Origin of the sequence: Enterobacter genomosp. S, from assembly GCF_001631805.1 — a bacterium.
Classification (GTDB): Bacteria; Pseudomonadota; Gammaproteobacteria; order Enterobacterales; family Enterobacteriaceae; genus Enterobacter; species Enterobacter quasihormaechei.
This window is the reverse complement of record NZ_LVVA01000012.1, coordinates 565,449-581,843: the sequence shown is the minus strand read 5'-3', so window position 1 is coordinate 581,843 and position 16,395 is coordinate 565,449. Positions and strand designations below refer to the sequence as shown.

Sequence of the window (16,395 nt, the reverse complement as noted above, 5' to 3'; positions counted from 1 at the left end):
GCCCAACTTAACGGGAGAGAGCATGTCCATTACCTGTCCTGACTGCCACGCAGAGCTCGAGCCGCAAAACGGTGTCGCGCACTGCGACAGCTGCAATAAAGATATTCCCCTCGAAGCGCGCTGCCCTGACTGTCACCAGCCGCTTCAGGTACTCAAAGCCTGCGGCGCGGTGGATTACTTCTGTCAGAACGGCCACGGGCTGATCTCAAAAAAACGCGTCGAGTTCGTCAGGGCCGAGGCTTAATCGCACACGCAGCCTTCGCCTTTTTGCCACAGCTCAATCAGCGATTCCGGCGCTTCCTGCTCCGGAACCAGCACGATAATATCGGTATACTGCGCCTGATTGTGCCGGGTCCAGATGATCTGAATGCGAAAATAGCGCTGATCGCCGCTGCCCGGGGACGACACCTGTCCCGGCGGCTGCCCGCGCGGGATAGCCTGTTCCAGAATATTCACCACGCGCTGACGCTGCGCCTCGTTGAGCGTGGAGAGGGCGATAGTGCGCTGCCCGCTCAGCTTAGGAATAAAGGCGACGCCGCCTTCCCGGGCCAGCTCAACCACGGCGTCATCCGTCAGTTCCGGTACCTGCATTACAGTACTCCCACCTGTTCCCAGGCTTGTTTAATTGCCGCCCCAACGTCACTACCGGAGCGCTTCTCGCCGTGGGCGATCGTCAGTTTTGCGAAGGCGTCAAAATCGGCATCCTGCGCCAGATTGCGATCGCAAACCGTGTCGTACCAGGCATAACCGGCTTTTTCCCAGGCGTAACCGCCGATCGCCGTCGCGGCCAGGTAAAACGCCCGGTTGGGGATGCCGGAGTTGAGGTGTACGCCGCCGTTATCCTCGCGCGTCTTAATGAAATCTTTCATATGCCCGGGCTGCGGATCTTTGCCGAGCAGGGGATCGTTATAGGCGGTGCCGGGTTCAGACATAGAGCGCAGCCCTTTCCCGTTGATGCCTTCCGCCAGCAGTCCTTCGCCAATCAGCCAGTCTGCCCGATCGGCGGTCTGCTTAAGACGGTATTGCTTCACCAGCGAACCAAACACGTCGGATAACGACTCGTTCAGGGCGCCTGACTGTTCAAAGTAGATCAGTCCGGCCTCGGTCTCCGTCACGCCGTGGCTCAGCTCATGCGCCACCACGTCGATGGCAATGGTGAAGCGGTTGAAGATTTCCCCGTCGCCATCGCCAAAGACCATCTGCTGACCGTTCCAGAAGGCGTTTTGATACTCCCGGCCATAGTGCACGGTGCCGGTGAGGATCAGCCCTTTGTTATCAAGCGAATCGCGCTGATATTCCTTCCAGAAGAAATCATGGGTGATGCCCAGATAATCGTACGCTTCATCCACCGCCACATCGCCGTTAGACGGCTGGCCTTCATAGCGCACCTGGGTACCCGGCAGCTCCTGGGTCTGTTTTGCATCGTAGATGTCACGCTCAAGCTGACCGGCTTTATTGACGTGCGGCGCGGCGGGCTTACCCGGCATATGCGCCATCAGGGTTTGCACGTGGGTTAATGTCTGACGGGCGCAGCGCTGCTGGGGCTCTGACCCGCTTTCGATAATACGACGAAGAATATACGGAGGGATGACGCTATGTAGATGGGGCATGCTGCTCTCCTTATTAAAAAAGGCAATAGCAGCAGTATAGTTTGTAACCGGCGAAGATTTATCCGCTTTTACGCTGACGCGTTTTTTTCACCGGTTTGATCTCTTTGACTTCACTCTCGACCCAGCCGTCTGAAAGACGGGTGGTGAGCACATCCCCGGCTTTTACCTGTTTCGTTTGTTTCAGCACTTTGCCGTCCGTCGCGGTGGTCACGCTGTAGCCGCGCGCCAGCGTGGAGAGCGGGCTGACGGCTTCCAGATGGGTGACCGCATTGCCAAAACGCTCGCGGGTGGTGCTCAGGCGTGAACGGATATTCTCCGCAAGGCGATACTCGAGCTGCTGGATCCGCGTTTGCGCACGGTAGATGGTCGGCTGCGGGTTTTGCTGATTCAGACGCTGCGTAACGCGCTGCTGACGGGATACCGCGCGCTTAAGCTGGGTATCTATCGCGAAGTTCATGCGCTGACGCAGACGCTCAAGTACGGTTTGCTGGCGCGCCAGACGCAACTGCGGATGCTGCTGTTGCAGACGATGGTGAAGCTGGGTAAAGCGGCGGGTGCGGTTAGCGAGGAAATAGTCCATCGCCATCTCCAGGCGCTGCTGCCCGTTCTGGATCTGACGCAGCAGCTCCTGCTGGTTACGGCTGACCACCTCTGCCGCCGCAGACGGCGTGGGCGCGCGTAAATCCGCGACAAAATCCGCAATCGTCACGTCCGTTTCGTGACCGACGGCGCTCACGACAGGAATAAGGCTGGCAAAGATTGCCCGCGCCACGCGCTCGTCGTTAAAGCTCCACAGGTCTTCCAGCGAGCCGCCGCCGCGCCCGACGATCAGGACATCACACTCCTGACGCGCATTCGCCAGCTCAATGGCGCGTACGATCTGCCCCGGCGCATCGTCACCCTGAACGGTAGTCGGGTAGATAATGACGGGCAGGGAAGGGTCACGGCGCTTCAGCACGTGCAAAATATCGTGCAGAGCCGCACCGGTTTTGGAGGTGATAACCCCCACGCAGTGGGCAGGTGAGGGCAAGGGCTTTTTAAACTGCTGGTCAAACAACCCCTCAGCCGTAAGCATGGCTTTAAGCTGCTCGTACTTCTGTTGCAGCAAGCCTTCACCGGCCGGCTGCATGCTCTCGACGATAATCTGATAATCGCCGCGCGGCTCATACAGGGTAATATTGGCGCGCACCAGAACCTGCTGGCCGTGCTGGGGACGGAACGTCACGCGACGGTTGCTGTTGCGGAACATGGCACAGCGCACCTGGGCGGTGTCGTCTTTCAGCGTAAAGTACCAGTGGCCGGAAGCGGGCTGCGTGAAGTTAGAGATTTCACCGCTGATCCAGACCTGCCCCATTTCCTGCTCAAGCAGCAAACGCACCGTCTGATTAAGGCGGCTGACAGTATAAATTGAGGGGGATTGAGAGGATAACATGTGAGCGGGATCAAATTCTAAATCAGCAAGTTATTCAGTCGATAGTAACCTGCTGAGAGGGGAGCGCAAGCATTTTTTTCAAAAAAGTGTAGATGCAATCGGTTACGCTCTGTATAATGCCACGGCAATATTTAACCACCCAGGTCAGAGATATTGCCCATGCTACGTATCGCTAAAGAAGCACTGACGTTTGACGACGTCCTCCTCGTTCCCGCTCATTCCACCGTTCTGCCGAATACTGCCGACCTCAGCACGCAGTTGACGAAAACCATTCGTCTGAACATTCCTATGCTCTCCGCAGCAATGGACACCGTGACGGAAGCGCGTCTGGCTATCGCCCTGGCACAGGAAGGCGGCATTGGCTTTATCCACAAAAACATGTCTATCGAGCGCCAGGCGGAAGAAGTTCGCCGCGTGAAGAAACATGAATCCGGTATTGTGTCCGACCCTCAGACCGTTCTGCCAACCACCACCCTGCACGAAGTGAAAGCGCTGACCGAGCGTAACGGCTTCGCGGGCTACCCGGTTGTGACCGAAGATAACGAACTGGTGGGCATCATCACCGGTCGTGACGTGCGTTTTGTCACTGACCTGAACCAGCCTGTCAGCGTATACATGACGCCTAAAGAGCGTCTGGTGACCGTGCGTGAAGGCGAAACCCGCGACGTCGTGCTGGCGAAAATGCACGAAAAACGCGTTGAGAAAGCGCTGGTTGTGGATGCGAACTTCCACCTGCGCGGCATGATCACCGTTAAAGATTTCCAGAAAGCAGAACGTAAACCGAACGCCTGTAAAGACGAGCATGGCCGTCTGCGCGTCGGTGCTGCGGTTGGCGCGGGTGCAGGTAACGAAGAGCGCGTTGACGCGCTGGTTGCTGCGGGCGTTGACGTGCTGCTGATTGACTCCTCCCACGGCCACTCCGAAGGCGTTCTGCAACGTATCCGTGAAACCCGTGCTAAATACCCGGATCTCCAGATCATCGGCGGTAACGTGGCGACGGGCGCAGGCGCTCGCGCACTGGCGGAAGCGGGTTGCAGCGCGGTGAAAGTGGGTATCGGCCCTGGCTCCATCTGTACCACCCGTATCGTTACCGGCGTGGGCGTTCCGCAGATCACCGCGGTTTCTGACGCGGTTGAAGCGCTGGAAGGGACTGGTATCCCGGTTATCGCTGACGGCGGTATCCGCTTCTCTGGCGACATCGCCAAAGCGATCGCCGCAGGTGCAGCCGCCGTGATGGTGGGCTCTATGCTGGCCGGTACCGAAGAATCCCCGGGCGAAATCGAACTCTACCAGGGCCGTTCTTATAAATCCTATCGCGGTATGGGCTCCCTCGGTGCGATGTCCAAAGGTTCCTCCGACCGTTACTTCCAGACCGATAACGCCGCAGACAAACTGGTGCCGGAAGGTATCGAAGGTCGCGTGGCATACAAAGGTCGCCTGAAAGAGATCATTCACCAGCAGATGGGCGGCCTGCGCTCCTGTATGGGTCTGACCGGCTGTGGTACCATCGACCTGCTGCGTACCAAAGCGGAATTCGTACGCATCAGCGGTGCGGGTATCCAGGAGAGCCACGTTCACGACGTGACGATCACCAAAGAGTCCCCGAACTACCGTCTGGGCTCCTGATAAATTTCCGCGCCCGGCTCAATGCCGGGCGCTTTATTTTGTTTCACTTGCCTCGGAATTAGCGTCAATGACGGAAAACATTCATAAACATCGCATTCTCATCCTGGACTTCGGTTCTCAGTACACTCAGCTGGTGGCGCGCCGCGTGCGTGAGCTGGGCGTTTACTGTGAGCTGTGGGCGTGGGATGTCACGGAAGCACAGATTCGCGAGTTCAATCCAAGCGGCATCATCCTCTCCGGCGGTCCGGAAAGCACCACCGAAGAGAATAGCCCGCGCGCACCGCAGTACGTGTTCGAAGCGGGTGTCCCGGTGTTCGGCGTCTGCTACGGCATGCAGACCATGGCGATGCAGCTGGGCGGCCACGTAGAAGGCTCTAACGAGCGTGAGTTTGGCTACGCGCAGGTTGAAGTTGTCACCGACAGCGCGCTGGTGCGCGGCATCGAAGACTCCCTGACCGCAGACGGCAAGCCGCTGCTGGACGTGTGGATGAGCCACGGCGACAAAGTCACCGCCATCCCGTCCGACTTCGTGACCGTTGCCAGCACCGAAAGCTGCCCGTTCGCCATCATGGCGAACGAAGAAAAACGCTTCTACGGCGTGCAGTTCCACCCGGAAGTGACCCACACCCGTCAGGGTATGCGCATGCTGGAGCGCTTCGTGCGTGACATCTGCCAGTGTGAAGCCCTGTGGACCCCGGCAAAAATCATCGACGACGCCGTGGAGCGTATCCGCCAGCAGGTTGGCGATGACAAAGTGATCCTCGGTCTCTCCGGCGGCGTGGACTCCTCCGTCACCGCGATGCTGCTGCACCGTGCGATCGGTAAAAACCTGACCTGCGTCTTCGTGGACAACGGCCTGCTGCGCCTGAACGAAGCCCAGCAGGTAATGGACATGTTTGGCGACCACTTCGGTCTGAACATCGTTCACGTGGAAGGCGAACAGCGCTTCCTCGACGCGCTGGCCGGCGAGAACGATCCGGAAGCGAAACGTAAAATCATTGGCCGCGTGTTCGTGGAAGTGTTCGACGAAGAAGCGCTGAAGCTGGAAGACGTGAAGTGGCTGGCGCAGGGCACTATCTACCCGGACGTGATCGAGTCTGCGGCCTCCGCAACCGGTAAAGCGCACGTCATCAAATCTCACCACAACGTGGGCGGCCTGCCGAAAGAGATGAAGATGGGCCTGGTTGAGCCGCTGCGCGAGCTGTTCAAAGATGAAGTGCGTAAGATCGGCCTGGAGCTGGGTCTGCCGTACGACATGCTCTACCGTCACCCGTTCCCGGGCCCGGGCCTCGGCGTGCGCGTGCTGGGCGAAGTGAAGAAAGAGTACTGCGACCTGCTGCGTCGCGCGGACGCGATCTTCATCGAAGAGCTGCACAAGGCTGACCTGTACAACAAGGTCAGCCAGGCGTTCACCGTGTTCCTGCCGGTTCGCTCCGTCGGCGTGATGGGCGATGGCCGTAAGTACGACTGGGTTGTCTCCCTGCGTGCGGTGGAAACCATCGACTTCATGACCGCGCACTGGGCGCATCTGCCGTATGACTTCTTAGGCCGCGTGTCTAACCGCATCATCAACGAAGTTAACGGCATTTCTCGCGTGGTGTATGACATCAGCGGTAAGCCACCGGCGACGATTGAGTGGGAATAAGCCAGTAACCCAACCTGTTTTCTCATAAACAGGTAGAAGTATTAAAACCCTCTGTTAAACAGAGGGTTTTTTTTGCCTGACCGGAACGTGAACTACTGGCTCATCGGCCGCGATCCACGGTAGCCGATACTGCGCCGCCATGCGCCTGGTGCCTGACCGTACTGACGCTTAAAGCTGCGGTTGAAGGACTGCTGCGAGTCAAAGCCGAGCGCGATCGCCACGTTCAGAATCGGTTCATCGCTTTGAGCCAGGCGCTCAACCGATTTTTGCAGCTTTTGTGCGCGAATATATTCGGCGAGAGGGGAGCCGGTATGTTCTTTAAAGATCCGCTGGAGATGCCATTTCGAATACCCAGCTCGCCTGGAGACGGTTTCAATGTCCAGACGGCTATCAAGGTTGTTGTCGATCCAGTCGAGTAAATCGTGAATGAATGCACCCGTGTTCATCTTGCTTCCCCCTACGCCACGCATCAAAAAGCATCTTTGTTTGTTGCATTTAAAAGTGGTCCGTTTTTGCATAAATTGCAAGTATTATTGTTACATTTAAATCCCTTCTAAAAACAGGTTATTTACCTTCACCGCAAATAGCACATAAAGTGCAACAATTATTCTTGCACTTAATTAAGCGCCTTCCTACAATCGCCGCGATAGTGTATTCACAACTGTTACAGTTTTGTGGCGATGAACGACACAAATGGCCTTCAGCCAGACCGGACAAAGGAAGTGGCGCGGCGCCTCCCGCTGCGTCTTGCCCGGCGGCTACAATAACCGGAATAAAAATAATGAGCCTGCAAAAAACCTGGGGCAACTTTCATCTGAGCGCGATGGGGGTGATATTACTCTCCGTGCTGCTGGTCGGGTGCGATGACAGCGTCGCGCAAAATGCCGCGCCGCAGGCGCCCGCCGTCAGCGCCGCTGACGTGGTTGTGAAATCCATTAGCCAGTGGGACAGCTTTAACGGTCGCATTGAGGCGGTGGAAAGCGTCCAGCTGCGCCCGCGCGTCTCCGGCTACATTGATAAAGTGAATTACACCGACGGCCAGGAGGTGAAAAAGGGCGAGGTGCTGTTCACGATTGACGACCGAACCTATCGTGCCGCGCTGGAACAGGCGCAGGCGGCGCTGGCGAGAGCCAAAACGCAGGCCAGCCTGGCGCGAAGCGAGGCTAACCGGACCGATAAACTGGTCAACACTAACGTGGTTTCCCGTGAAGAGTGGGAGCAGCGTCGTTCGGCCGCCACCCAGGCGCAGGCCGACATTCGCGCAGCGCAGGCGGCGGTTGATGCCGCGCAGCTTAACCTGGACTTCACCAAAGTGACCGCGCCCATCGATGGCCGCGCCAGCCGTGCACTGATCACCAGCGGTAATCTGGTCACCGCCGGCGACAGCGCCAGCGTGCTCACCACCCTGGTTTCGCAGAAGACGGTTTACGTCTACTTCGACGTGGACGAGTCAACCTACCTTCACTATCAAAACCTTGCCCGCAGCGGGCAGGGGGCGTCCAGTCATCATACGGCGCTGCCGGTGGAGATCGGCCTGACCGGTGAAGAGGGTTATCCCCACCAGGGCAAAGTGGATTTTCTTGATAATCAGCTCACACCGAGTACCGGAACGATCCGCATGCGCGCCCTGTTAGATAACGCGCAGCGTCAGTTCACGCCGGGTCTTTTTGCCCGCGTGCGCCTGCCGGGCAGCGCGGAATTTAAAGCCACGCTTGTTGACGATAAAGCGGTGCTGACCGATCAGGATCGTAAATATGTTTATGTCGTTGATAAAGAGGGAAAAGCGCAGCGTCGCGATATCACGCCCGGGCGTCTGGCCGACGGTTTACGCATCGTACAGCAGGGACTGAATCCTGGGGATAAAGTCATCGTCGATGGGTTACAAAAAGTGTTTATGCCGGGTATGCCGGTTAACGCGAAAACCGTTTCCATGACCGCCAGCACCGCCCTCAACTGATCCCTTACCTGAGAATCCAACCCATGGACTTTTCCCGTTTTTTCATCGACAGGCCGATTTTTGCCGCCGTACTGTCGATTCTGATTTTTATCACCGGATTAATCGCTATCCCGCTGCTGCCGGTGAGCGAATATCCTGACGTCGTCCCGCCAAGCGTGCAGGTACGCGCGGAGTATCCGGGCGCCAACCCGAAGGTGATTGCCGAGACCGTGGCGACGCCGCTGGAAGAAGCGATCAACGGCGTTGAAAACATGATGTACATGAAGTCCGTTGCGGGTTCCGACGGCGTGCTGGTGACCACCGTCACCTTCCGTCCAGGTACCGACCCGGATCAGGCGCAGGTTCAGGTGCAAAACCGGGTAGCGCAGGCTGAGGCGCGTCTGCCGGAAGATGTGCGGCGTTTGGGCATCACCACTCAGAAGCAGTCCCCGACGCTGACGCTGGTGGTGCATCTGTTTTCGCCCGGCGGTAAGTACGATTCACTGTATATGCGTAACTACGCCACGCTGAAGGTGAAGGACGAGCTGGCGCGCCTGCCCGGCGTGGGGCAGATTCAGATTTTCGGCTCGGGCGAATACGCGATGCGCGTCTGGCTGGATCCGAACAAGGTGGCGGCACGCGGGCTGACGGCCTCGGACGTAGTGACGGCGATGCAGGAGCAGAACGTGCAGGTGTCCGCCGGACAGCTTGGTGCCGAACCGCTGCCGAAAGAGAGCGATTTCCTGATCTCCATTAACGCTCAGGGCCGGCTGCATACCGAAGAAGAGTTTGGCAATATTGTCCTGAAAACAACGCAGGATGGGACGGTCGTCCGCCTGCGCGACGTGGCGCGCATAGAGATGGGGTCTGGCAGCTATGCGCTGCGTTCACAACTCAACAATAAAGACGCGGTCGGGATTGGTATCTTCCAGTCTCCCGGGGCAAACGCCATCGATCTGTCTAACGCGGTGCGTGCGAAAATGGACGAACTGTCCACCCGTTTCCCGGATGATATGAAATGGGCGGCGCCTTACGACCCGACCGTTTTCGTTCGCGATTCCATCCGCGCGGTGGTGCAGACGCTGCTGGAAGCGGTGGTGCTGGTCGTGCTGGTGGTGATCCTGTTCCTGCAAACCTGGCGGGCGTCGATCATCCCGCTGATCGCGGTGCCGGTATCTGTCGTGGGCACGTTCAGTATTCTCTATCTGCTGGGCTTTTCGCTTAATACCCTGAGTTTATTCGGGCTGGTGCTGGCGATTGGTATCGTGGTGGACGATGCCATCGTGGTGGTTGAGAACGTCGAGCGAAATATTGAAGAGGGGCTCGCCCCGCTTGCGGCAGCGCATCAGGCTATGCGGGAAGTGTCCGGGCCGATTATCGCCATAGCGCTGGTGCTGTGCGCGGTGTTTGTGCCGATGGCATTCCTCTCTGGCGTTACCGGCCAGTTCTACAAGCAGTTTGCAGTAACGATAGCCATTTCAACGGTGATCTCCGCGATCAACTCGCTGACGCTCTCGCCAGCGCTGGCCGCGCTGCTGTTGAAGCCGCACGGCGCGCCAAAAGATTTCCCGACCCGGCTTATCGATCGTCTGTTTGGCTGGATTTTCCGTCCGTTTAACCGCTTTTTCCACCGCAGCTCGACCGGCTATCAGGGGCTGGTGGGCAAAACGCTTGGCCGACGCGGGGCGGTATTTGCGGTTTATCTGCTGCTGCTTTGTGCTGCGGGCGTGATGTTTAAAGCCGTACCCGGCGGGTTTATTCCGACGCAGGATAAGCTGTACCTGATCGGCGGCGTGAAAATGCCGGAAGGCTCGTCGCTGGCGCGTACCGATGCGGTGATCCGCAAAATGAGCGAAATCGGTATGAATACCGAAGGCGTGGATTATGCGGTTGCGTTTCCTGGCCTGAATGCGCTCCAGTTCACCAATACGCCGAACACCGGGACGGTATTTTTTGGCCTGAAGCCGTTTGACCAGCGTAAACACTCTGCGGCGGAAATTAACGCGGAGATCAACGCGAAAATCGCGCAAATCCAGCAGGGCTTCGGCTTCTCGATTCTGCCTCCGCCGATTCTGGGGCTGGGACAGGGATCTGGCTATTCCCTGTATATTCAGGATCGCGCAGGTCTGGGTTATGGCGCCCTGCAAAATGCGGTGAACACCATGTCCGGTGCAATTATGCAGACGCCGGGGATGCACTTCCCCATCTCAACCTATCAGGCTAACGTTCCGCAGCTGGACGTGCAGGTCGACCGTGATAAGGCGAAAGCGCAGGGCGTGTCGCTCACCGATCTGTTCGGTACGCTGCAAACGTATCTGGGCTCGTCATACGTAAACGACTTTAACCAATTTGGCCGCACCTGGCGCGTGATGGCGCAGGCCGACGGGCAGTTCCGCGACAGCGTGGAAGATATTGCGAATTTACGTACCCGCAATAACCTCGGCGAAATGGTGCCGATCGGCAGCATGGTGAATATCAGCACCACCTACGGGCCGGACCCGGTGATCCGCTACAATGGTTACCCGGCGGCGGATCTGATTGGCGATGCCGACCCGCGCGTGCTCTCGTCCACGCAGGCCATGACGCAACTGGACGCCATGTCTAAACAGGTCCTGCCGAACGGAATGAATATTGAATGGACGGACCTGAGCTTCCAGCAGGCTACGCAGGGCAGCACGGCGCTGATCGTCTTCCCGGTCGCGGTACTGCTGGCGTTCCTGGTGCTGGCGGCGCTGTATGAGAGCTGGACGCTGCCGCTGGCGGTGATCCTCATCGTGCCGATGACCATGCTCTCCGCGCTGTTTGGCGTCTGGCTGACCGGGGGCGATAACAACGTCTTCGTGCAGGTGGGTCTGGTGGTGCTGATGGGGCTGGCCTGTAAGAATGCGATTCTTATCGTAGAGTTTGCCCGCGAGCTGGAAATGCAGGGCAAAGGCATTATGGAAGCCGCGCTGGAAGCGTGCCGCCTGCGTTTACGCCCGATTGTGATGACCTCTATCGCCTTTATTGCCGGGACGATCCCTCTCATCCTCGGCCACGGCGCGGGTGCCGAAGTGCGCGGCGTCACCGGGATCACCGTGTTCTCCGGTATGCTGGGCGTGACGCTGTTTGGTCTGTTCCTGACGCCGGTCTTTTACGTCACGTTGCGTAAGTTCGTGACGCGCGGCAAAGCGGAAAGAGAAGTGTTGCCTGCGTAGGACGTAGCAGACAATTAAAACCGTCTTCACTGTGAAGGCGGTTTTTTTCGCCGTCCGTAAAGGATTAAGGCGCTTTTTTATGCTGCGTACAGATTTCCGGCACCGGATCGCACCCGCTGGTGTCGGCTTTTTTTACCTCTTCCAGCGCGCTGACGACGGTATGGCGCGCTAAAACCTCCAGCGAAGCCTGCTCCGCTTCATCAGCAATGGATTTGAAATACCAGCAGGCGTTGGCGCTGACCACGCAGCGGGCCGGGACGTCAGGACGGGACGCCCACAGCTTTTTATCTTCCGTGACGGAGAGGTAGATATCACGCAGGGTAATCTCTTCCGCCGGGCGGCCAAGGTGAATAGAGCCGTTGCGGCCAAGCGTGGAGACAATAATACCGTCGCGAGCGAGCGGAACCATTAACTTGCGGATAAAGCTCGGATTCGCCTCCAGGCCGTAGGCCAGGATTGCACTCGTCGAACGTTCACCCGATTGCTCCGCCATCGCTACGCTGAGAACCATCTGCAAAGCTGTCGGGAAGCGGTAATCTAGCATTTTTCTGTCCTGGGTCGCGGTGAATCTTGTTCTTTTTGGCACCGCAGAGGTGAATAATCAATAAGTAACAATATAACAAATACGGTAATTTTATTGAAGCAATCTGCGGCATGCGAAAAATAACGCTGTCGTGCGGGAGCGCCGCGTTTCCGTTCATGCGAACGCGGGGGGCGGAAAGTCAACGGTCACCATCAGGCCACCTTCTGCTGACGTGCTCAGATTGACCCTGCCGTTGTGCTGCTGCGTAACGGCTTTGACGATGGCAAGCCCTAAGCCACTCCCGCTCTGGATCTGATTGGGATCGCGGAAAAACCTGTCGAACACCCGCTCCCGTAGTTCAACCGGAATGCCGGGCCCCGCGTCGGAGACGCGCAGCTGAGCGGAAGTCTCTCTCGATTGCAGCTGCACCTCTATGCGTCCCCCCTCGGGGCTGTACTTCACGGCATTTTCGATCAAATTGTCGATCAGTGACACCAGCCGTTCCCGGATGCCTGCGATCCGGATTTCATCGTCGGCGAAAAACTCAAGCTCAATACTGCGCGCCGACGCCAGCGGCTCCAGGGCCGCCATGCGCTCCTGAATAAGCGTTGTCAGCGGTACAGGCTCCCTGACCATGTCGATGTGCGCTTCGCTGTGCTGCATCAGCAGAAGCTGATTGACGAGACGAGCAGCACGGCTATTGCTGCGAACAATGCCTGCAAGCAGCTCCTGCTGGCTTTCGCTGATGACCCAGGACTGCAACGCTTCGACGTTGATCCGCATCGCGGCCAGAGGTGTTCGCAGCTCGTGTGCGGCATCGGCAATAAAAATTCTCTCCCTTTCGGCGCTTTCCCGCACCCTGGCGAGAAAGTCATTAATCGCGTCCACCGTCTGGCGAAGCTCCCTGTGCCTCGGGACGGACTTTAAAGGAGAGAGATCGTCCGGCGTGCGCAATGAAATTTCATTCACCACCCTGTTCCAGGGGCGCATCGCGATGCGGATTGACAGCCACGCCGGAAACAGAAGAAAAGGGATACATATCATCAGCGGCATGACGTAGTAGCCGCGCGAGTTCAGGTAGATAAAGAAATTCCAGCTCCCGGCCGGGGTGAAGAGGGTGACTTCCACGTCGGAGCGCGCGGATTTGAGCGTACGGCTCGTCCAGGCGTGGTCCTCAGTCTCGACACGCTGCATTTCCCCCAGGCGGCTATTTTTCACCTCCGTTGGCGCGCCAGGCGATGAATAAATAACCTCATTATGCTTGCGAACAATGAGGTTGATGGACAGCTCCGGATCTTCGCCGCCGCCATATCCCTCCCGCAGCGCCTTGCTGAACGCTGCCAGCACAACATCACGCGCCTGCGGGCGATCGTCCATGCTCTCGACAAGGGAAAAAACGGTTTCGTAAGTCTCACTGCCCGTGAGGATCGGCGGGCTGCGCAGGTCCTCCAGCAAAATGAAGGTCAAAAAAAGACACCACAGCAGCGTAAGCAGCAGCATCTGGGCGACCATCATTCGCCTGACCAGCGTAGGGAGCCTGAGGTGATACCAAACTTTACGCATCAGCCTGCCGCCTTCTGAACCGGTACGGTATCAATAACGTACCCAACGCCTCGCACCGTTCGCACAAAGCCCTCGCCAATCTTTCGCCGGAGGTTACCCATATGCACGTCGAGCGCGTTGCTGAGGTTTTCTTTTGTGCCGAATATTCTTTCTTCCAGATAACTCCGCGTAAGCACGCGGTCGGCGCGTAGCATTAAGGTTTCAAGCAGCGCATATTCACTGGCCGTCAGCTCTACGTGACGTGCGCTTACGGTCACGCGACGCGTCGGCACATGAAGCGATAAACCGCGAATTTCGATTGCTTCATTCTCAAAGCCATAGCTGCGCCGCGCAAGGGCCCGAACGCGCGCCAGCAGCTCGGCGAGAACAAAAGGTTTGACCAGATAGTCGTCAGCACCTGCATCCAGCCCGCACAGGCGGTCCTGTAGCGTGCCCCGCGCCGTCAGGATAATGACGGGGACGCCCTTAAGCTGTTGACGCAGGCGCGTCATCAGGCTCATGCCATCACCATCGGGCAGCCCCAGGTCGAGCAAAATAAGTTCCGGCACGCAGAGCGCAAGCTGATGCAGCGCATCCTCTTTGCGGCGTACCCATATAACTTCAAATCCCTGATCTGCAAGGGCGATACGTACGCCATTGCCGAGATCCAGGTCGTCTTCAATGAGGAGAATTTTCACATTAGTCACTGTATCAACAGAGAATGAAGAACAACTGAAGAAAAAACGGTAACAGGAATTATTCAGTGTTTACAGCACGTTCACGTGCTTCAGCATTTCTTCATTTACGGCTCATTAGAACCTCAGGGTGGGTATTCAGAATGTTCGTTCTGGCGTTTAACACCGCTTGTATCGTAATTATCTGAATCCAAAGGGCTTCTTTAATGAGAAACATCAAACTGCGTCATAGTTTCCCCCGTTCACGCATCGGTTGCAGCATGAAAAGCATCCTGCCGGGGGCCGTCCTGGCGTTACTGGCCGCCCCGGCGCTGGCGGCAGAGCAGCCTCAGGGCAATGTGTTAACCCTGGGGGGCGGCGTCGACGTTGCGCCACGCTATTCCGGTTCGGATAAGAGCCGCGTCACGGCGGCTCAGGTGGTTGATTACGCTATGGCGAATGGTTTCTTTGTCAGCACCACGCGGGGGATCGGCTACGGCAACAGCTTTGGCAACCTGAACTACAACGCTGCGCTGAGCTATCGCGCAGGACGTAAGGATCGCGATGTAAGCAGCGATTCGATCGCCTCCGGCAGCGATTACCTGCGGGGTATGGGTGACATTAAAGGCTCAGCTATCGTTGTGCCCGGGCTTGAATACAAGGTGACCGACTGGCTTAACGTGCAGATGCAGGCTGAGGTTCCGGTTTCGGAGAGAGACAACGGGGACGCTGTGCATTTCGGCATTGCCAGCCCGCTTTATACATCTCCAAAAAATACGGTAACGCTGGCGCTGACCGGCAGTTGGGGTTCCAGCAAGTTTATGCAAACGTACTACGGCGTCAACGCCGACCAGTCGGCCGCGTCGGGATTTGCCCGACATGAAGCCGGAGCCGGAATATATGCGTATTCGCTGAACCTGGACTGGACCCATAAGCTCACCTCTCGCTGGAGCCTGCTTGCCGCAGCTGGCGTTACGCAGCTGACGGGCGATGCAGGCGATAGCCCGATTGTTCAGCGTAAAACGTCCCCTACGGGAAGCCTGAAGGTGGCATATAGCTTCTGATGGTTAAGCGAGGGGGAAGGGGCATTGTGACTAATTAATATGATTGCGCACATTGCCCCGTGCCCCAGCAGCGCCGCTGTTAATACAGACAATGCTTTCATAACAGGCTCCTTAAAAGTGATGAACCGCGGCGTGTGGCGGCACGGTGAATTCAACGGTTTTATGGTCGATGGGCTTATGGGTCGGGTCGGCAACGATGAGGGTTACCTTGTGTTTCCCGGCGGGCAGCCCGACCAGGATCACCGGCTCGCCGCTGGTATCAGCCCAGTGCCAGGGCGCGTCATCCACCACAACGTGAATATGGCCAATACGCGGAGTGACTTTCAGCGCGTCGGGTCCAAATACAGGTTCAATGCGCAGGTTTTCGACGCGGTACTGAATAAAGACCGCACCTTTACTCAGCGGTCCCGCCAGCGGCGGATCGACGATCAGTTTTGCGGGCGGCTGGGGTTTTTCCAGCGGCGCTACGGCGGCAGGGCCATTAACCTCAGCGGCGCTCAGGCTATCCAACGGTGCGGCCAGTGCGCCAGCAAATGACGTCAGCGCAAATACAGGAAGCAGGAAATATCGACGCATCATCTGTGTCTCTCCTCATCAGTTTATTATGGCGAGGGATACAGAAGACCATTTTTATGTATCGGGGATGTTTGCTTTTGCGGGCGTTTTGTACCGGTTTGTCAGCGTAGCGCTCGGGATACAGTGCGATACAGTTTGTCTGCCGGGAACGAACAAGCGTTAGCGCTCGGGCGTATCCACCACAAGACCTGATTGCTGCGACTGAATTTTGTCCTGATGGTGATACCAGGCGCCGATGGAGGAATAAACAAAGCGGCCAAAGAAAAACATGAAGCTGATGAGCAGTATGATGCGGGTCATCCGGGTGTTGAATCGATGTCGTTTTCGCATACGCGTAGCCTGACTCACTTTATTTTTCCTGAGTATACCCTTTTGGGCGATGCGGCTATTAAGGCACAGCTGCAAGTCAGGGTCAATTCTGTGGAATGTAAAATACCGTCAATGCTTACATTAATTTATGTTATTAAAAACAACGCATTTATTTATCGCCTTGATAATTACAGGAAAAATAGTCAAAGAAAACGTAAGAAAGTTTATTCAGATAATTTAATTTGATTTAGGTCAACGGAA

General features: G+C 57.1%; 15 protein-coding genes. 6 read left to right on the top strand and 9 right to left on the bottom strand.

The window, feature by feature from the left end; all coding sequences use genetic code 11:
- Positions 1 to 22 precede the first annotated feature (22 nt).
- Entirely contained in the window at positions 23 to 244 is a 222-nt protein-coding gene (locus A3466_RS10340) for a zinc ribbon domain-containing protein (protein WP_063450507.1), read from the top strand.
- Here the strand turns inward: A3466_RS10340 and A3466_RS10335 are convergent.
- The 3 genes from A3466_RS10335 to xseA are packed head-to-tail and all read right to left on the bottom strand — an operon-like array spanning position 241 to position 3,042.
- Positions 241 to 591 (bottom strand): protealysin inhibitor emfourin, encoded by a 351-nt coding sequence (locus A3466_RS10335; protein ID WP_063450506.1) that lies wholly within the window; start codon positions 589 to 591, stop codon positions 241 to 243. The genes A3466_RS10340 and A3466_RS10335 overlap by 4 nt on opposite strands.
- Entirely contained in the window at positions 591 to 1,610 is a 1,020-nt protein-coding gene (locus tag A3466_RS10330; RefSeq protein ID WP_063450505.1) for a M4 family metallopeptidase, read from the bottom strand. The genes A3466_RS10335 and A3466_RS10330 overlap by 1 nt, the downstream gene beginning before the upstream one ends.
- A 58-nt stretch (positions 1,611 to 1,668) precedes the next feature.
- Positions 1,669 to 3,042, bottom strand: coding sequence for an exodeoxyribonuclease VII large subunit (gene xseA / locus A3466_RS10325; protein WP_063450504.1), 1,374 nt, complete (start codon positions 3,040 to 3,042; stop codon positions 1,669 to 1,671).
- A gap of 159 nt (positions 3,043 to 3,201) precedes the next feature.
- On the opposite strand from xseA, the gene guaB reads away from it, so the two are divergent.
- Both guaB and guaA read left to right on the top strand, forming a co-directional pair.
- The gene (guaB, locus tag A3466_RS10320) at positions 3,202 to 4,668 is read left to right on the top strand and encodes an IMP dehydrogenase (RefSeq protein WP_003860601.1); all 1,467 of its coding nucleotides are present in this window, start codon (positions 3,202 to 3,204) and stop codon (positions 4,666 to 4,668) included.
- Between the two features lie 67 nt (positions 4,669 to 4,735).
- Positions 4,736 to 6,313: a glutamine-hydrolyzing GMP synthase gene (gene guaA / locus A3466_RS10315; RefSeq protein WP_063450503.1), complete on the top strand. Its 1,578-nt coding sequence runs from the start codon at positions 4,736 to 4,738 to the stop codon at positions 6,311 to 6,313.
- Between the two features lie 92 nt (positions 6,314 to 6,405).
- Here guaA and A3466_RS10310 read toward each other — a convergent pair whose 3' ends face one another.
- Positions 6,406 to 6,759 carry a helix-turn-helix domain-containing protein gene (locus A3466_RS10310; RefSeq protein WP_063450502.1) on the bottom strand — a complete coding sequence of 118 codons (354 nt, stop codon included), beginning with the start codon at positions 6,757 to 6,759 and terminating at the stop codon, positions 6,406 to 6,408.
- A 335-nt stretch (positions 6,760 to 7,094) separates the two neighbouring features.
- Here A3466_RS10310 and A3466_RS10305 point away from each other — a divergent pair, with 335 nt between their 5' ends.
- Positions 7,095 to 8,270, top strand: coding sequence for an efflux RND transporter periplasmic adaptor subunit (locus A3466_RS10305; RefSeq protein ID WP_063450501.1), 1,176 nt, complete (start codon positions 7,095 to 7,097; stop codon positions 8,268 to 8,270).
- 23 nt (positions 8,271 to 8,293) lie between these two features.
- Entirely contained in the window at positions 8,294 to 11,446 is a 3,153-nt protein-coding gene (oqxB, locus tag A3466_RS10300; protein ID WP_063450500.1) for a multidrug efflux RND transporter permease subunit OqxB, read from the top strand.
- A 64-nt stretch (positions 11,447 to 11,510) separates the two neighbouring features.
- Here the strand turns inward: oqxB and A3466_RS10295 are convergent, their stop codons facing one another.
- The 3 genes from A3466_RS10295 to A3466_RS10285 all read right to left on the bottom strand — a co-directional run bounded on the left by A3466_RS10295 (position 11,511) and on the right by A3466_RS10285 (position 14,209).
- A complete protein-coding gene (locus A3466_RS10295; protein ID WP_063450499.1) occupies positions 11,511 to 11,990 on the bottom strand; it encodes an RrF2 family transcriptional regulator in 480 nt (159 codons plus the stop codon).
- A gap of 153 nt (positions 11,991 to 12,143) precedes the next feature.
- On the bottom strand, positions 12,144 to 13,532 hold the full coding sequence (locus tag A3466_RS10290) for a sensor histidine kinase (protein ID WP_063450498.1): 1,389 nt from the start codon (positions 13,530 to 13,532) through the stop codon (positions 12,144 to 12,146).
- On the bottom strand, positions 13,532 to 14,209 hold the full coding sequence (locus A3466_RS10285) for a response regulator (protein ID WP_063450497.1): 678 nt from the start codon (positions 14,207 to 14,209) through the stop codon (positions 13,532 to 13,534). Before A3466_RS10285 ends, A3466_RS10290 begins: the two co-directional genes overlap by 1 nt.
- 203 nt (positions 14,210 to 14,412) lie before the next feature.
- On the opposite strand from A3466_RS10285, the gene A3466_RS10280 reads away from it, so the two are divergent.
- Positions 14,413 to 15,249, top strand: coding sequence for a MipA/OmpV family protein (locus tag A3466_RS10280; RefSeq protein WP_063450496.1), 837 nt, complete (start codon positions 14,413 to 14,415; stop codon positions 15,247 to 15,249).
- Between the two features lie 111 nt (positions 15,250 to 15,360).
- Here the strand turns inward: A3466_RS10280 and A3466_RS10275 are convergent, their stop codons facing one another.
- Together A3466_RS10275 and A3466_RS23695 are read right to left on the bottom strand one after the other, a co-directional pair.
- The gene (locus A3466_RS10275; RefSeq protein ID WP_063450495.1) at positions 15,361 to 15,828 is read right to left on the bottom strand and encodes a DUF6130 family protein; all 468 of its coding nucleotides are present in this window, start codon (positions 15,826 to 15,828) and stop codon (positions 15,361 to 15,363) included.
- A gap of 156 nt (positions 15,829 to 15,984) precedes the next feature.
- A complete protein-coding gene (locus A3466_RS23695) occupies positions 15,985 to 16,155 on the bottom strand; it encodes a YfgG family protein (RefSeq protein ID WP_064910267.1) in 171 nt (56 codons plus the stop codon).
- Positions 16,156 to 16,395: the final 240 nt, after the last annotated feature.